The sequence below is a fragment of the Xenorhabdus santafensis genome, assembly GCF_033949405.1.
GTDB lineage: Bacteria > Pseudomonadota > Gammaproteobacteria > Enterobacterales > Enterobacteriaceae > Xenorhabdus > Xenorhabdus santafensis.
The window spans coordinates 1-3,150 of record NZ_VCDN01000034.1 but is presented as its reverse complement, the minus strand read 5'-3'; the positions used below and the strand labels follow the sequence as shown (position 1 = coordinate 3,150).

Sequence of the window (3,150 nt, the reverse complement as noted above, 5' to 3'; positions counted from 1 at the left end):
GGGTGAAACCCCGTGGATGGGAGAAGGTGCATGGAAAGCCTGCCAACAAGATTATGATGAAAACGATCTCAAAGGGCTGGAGTGTTACGCCGGACTGGATTTATCTTCAACGGGCGATATCACTAGCCTCTGTTACACGTTCCCCGTGGATAATGAATTGTTATTACTGACCCGTCATTACTTGCCCGAAGCGCAGTTACAAAACCCCGCCAACAAGAATCGGGCTATCTATCGCCAATGGACACAAGCAGGCTGGATACGCACCACCGCAGGCGACTGCATTGATTATGACCGTATCCGTGATGATATTCTCAACGACAGCCAGCAGTTTGATATCAAATTGGTGGGCTTTGATACATGGAATGCCACGCATCTACGTACCCAATTACAAGGCGCAGGGCTGGATGTTGAGCCGTTCCCGCAAACCTATATGCGCTTTAGCCCCGTGGCGAAATCGGCTGAGGTATTCGTTAACCGCAAAGTCATATGTCACAACAGCGATCCGGTGCTCGCGTGGGCAATGTCCAATGTGGTGATGGAAACCGACGCGAACGCCAATATCAAGCCAAATAAGAAGAAATCCGCGAACAAAATCGACCCCGCAATTGCGTTCCTGATGAGTTTTGGTACATGGCAAATTGAGCATGAAGAGTTTGCGTTTAATTTGAGTGAAGAACAGCAACAACGATTAAATAACTTTGAGGGAATTTAGCTGATTTATTGATTTTAATTAACTTTCTATCAGGGTAGAGAACCATAAAATCAAAGCATTAAAAGGTGATAAATCTCGCCTTTACTCCACTAAATTTTATCAGTCATCAGATATATTTTATTAATTCCCCATTTGTCATTTTATGTCATTCTGCCAACAAAACATGCTACCTATTAAATATTAGTCAATCTGTACTCTCCAATATTGATGAACCATTTATTGATGTTCACAGGCGGAGAAGTATCCCACCGCCTTCATGTTACTTAGCAATGTGTATTGTTGATTAAATGAGGGAATTACTATGCAAGATAAAAAGCCTGATGCACCTGTTTCAGACGATAGCAATCTGGTTATCGTTGCAACGCCAGAATATGTCAAAGAAAAAATAGAAGAACATGCCAAAAGTCGTAATCATCCCTACGCAACTCATGTAGAACCCGGATTCGTTACTTTAAGTAATGAAACAGATAGTGACAGTGACTTAACTGCCGCAACCTCTAAAGCTGTTAAAAAAGCCTATGATTTAGCGAGTACCGCTAATCAAAACGCCCTTAACAACAACTCAGATCTTTATTTAGAGAAGAGAAAGAACGGGGAAGATATCCCTGATAAAAAGGCGTTTGTTGATAATCTTGGTTTATCAGAGTCGGTTTACAGAACCATAGGAAATGGACCAAATCAAATACCTGATATGTCATTTTTCACGTCAGGATCTAATTGGTTCAAAATGCCTGATGGTAGAATTATCCAATATGGAAGGGCTAATTTTTCAAGGGACAATCCTGGTTTTTTTTATGCTGATGTACAGTTCCCTATTCCGTTTACCGGAATGCCACAATGTGTTTTTGCTACTCTCTATGGTCTTGCTTATCAAGCATCATATCTACCTAATGTTGCAATAGATATGATTGATAATAAAAAAATGACAATTCCAATGTTTCGCCAAGGTATTCCAGATATACCAGAATCACAAGTTGTTATGTGGTTGGCTATTGGCTATTGATATGGAGCATTTTATATGTATAGGTATTCAGATAATTTGTTCTATCCATATGCTCTGAAACAAGATTATATCAACTCGAATTTATGGCCAGATGATGGCATTGATGTTGATGAATCAGTTTTCAAAAAATATACTGCCACACCACCAATAGGCAAAACTCGAATAATTGGAAATGACGGGCTGCCCACATGGGGAACACTTCCTCCGTCGCAGCCATTAACAGCAGATGAATTTAAAAAACATGCTGAATTTCAAAAACAGGAGTTATTGAGAGAAGCTAGTGAAAAAATTAGTATCAATCAAGATGCAGTAGATCTGGGTATTGCTACAGATACAGAAAAATCCGCATTAACCGAATGGCGTAAATACAGGGTATTACTTAATAGAGTAGATTGTTCTATTGCACCGGATATCGTCTGGCCGGAACAACCTACGTGATAACAGGGTATGTAACCATATTAGACACGGACGTCAAACAATAAGCTGTATTAATCACACCTCCTTTCACAAGGCCGGAGCAGTCAAGTGTATTATCCTACATGTCGTATTTTTGATGAACTTCGACCTTTACCTTGAGTGAACAACAACAGTGACCTAAAGCGTTCAATAGGATATAACGCAAAAAGTTAAGCGGTTTTACTGATTCGCTTATTGAACCTGATAAAACAATTCGTTAAAGTACTCCCGCCATTGGCAAAATCCAATGGTCAAGGATTCTCACCCTTGTAAAGAGCTATCCACTGGTAGGAAATTTCTACCAGTGTGTCTGCTATCGCCCTTTCAATGGCGATTCAGGCGGGGGAGGCTTCGGCCTCGCTGGAAGATAGCTCCCAGTTGTGAGAACCCTGTCTGAATCGCCACCATCAATTTTCCCAATTATGGAAGGGGTAGCAGGAATGAACAACGTTAGAAATGACTGGCATCAAGCCGATATTATTGCTGCATTACGTAAGCGTGGTACAACCTTAGCGGCTGTCTCCCGTGAATCCGGCCTCAGTTCATCGACATTAGCGAATACACTTTCTCGTCCGTGGCCTAAAGGCGAATGGATTATTGCCAACTATCTCGAAATACACCCCTCTGAAATCTGGCCTAGCCGTTATTTTGATATGACCGGTCAGCTTATTGAGCGTAATGCTCGTAATAATCCAGTAAAATAATTATTTTAATATCGGAAAACATCGAGGAAATAGTCACCTTATTTCATTAATCACAGTGAGTTATTGGGTATGGTGAGGTGCGCTATTGGGGAAATATGGGAAGAATAGCTAACTATATTTTAGCAATAAAACTAACCTATGATACTTCCTACTACTTCCTTAAGGTATCCTATAAGAATCCTAGAAAAATCAAAGGGCTCACGAAATTAACGCAAGCCCTTGATAAATTTGGTGGGTCGTCGGGGGCTCGAACCCCGGACGGGTTGATTAAGAGT

At 41.0% G+C, this 3,150-nt stretch carries 5 protein-coding genes; all 5 read left to right on the top strand.

Annotated features, from left to right (window positions below; translation table 11 throughout):
* The coding region (locus FE392_RS09555) for a terminase TerL endonuclease subunit (RefSeq protein WP_319929998.1) at positions 1–712 on the top strand (712 nt) is incomplete at its 5' end.
* Between the two features lie 301 nt (positions 713–1,013).
* Complete coding sequence (locus FE392_RS09550) at positions 1,014–1,715, top strand: tail fiber protein (protein WP_319929997.1); 702 nt, start codon at positions 1,014–1,016, stop codon at positions 1,713–1,715.
* 15 nt (positions 1,716–1,730) lie between these two features.
* Positions 1,731–2,153, top strand: coding sequence for a tail fiber assembly protein (locus tag FE392_RS09545; RefSeq protein WP_319929996.1), 423 nt, complete (start codon positions 1,731–1,733; stop codon positions 2,151–2,153).
* Between the two features lie 458 nt (positions 2,154–2,611).
* On the top strand, positions 2,612–2,875 hold the full coding sequence (locus FE392_RS09540) for a helix-turn-helix domain-containing protein (RefSeq protein WP_319929995.1): 264 nt from the start codon (positions 2,612–2,614) through the stop codon (positions 2,873–2,875).
* A gap of 95 nt (positions 2,876–2,970) precedes the next feature.
* A partial coding sequence (locus FE392_RS09535) for a hypothetical protein (protein WP_319929994.1) occupies positions 2,971–3,150 on the top strand: 180 nt, incomplete at its 3' end.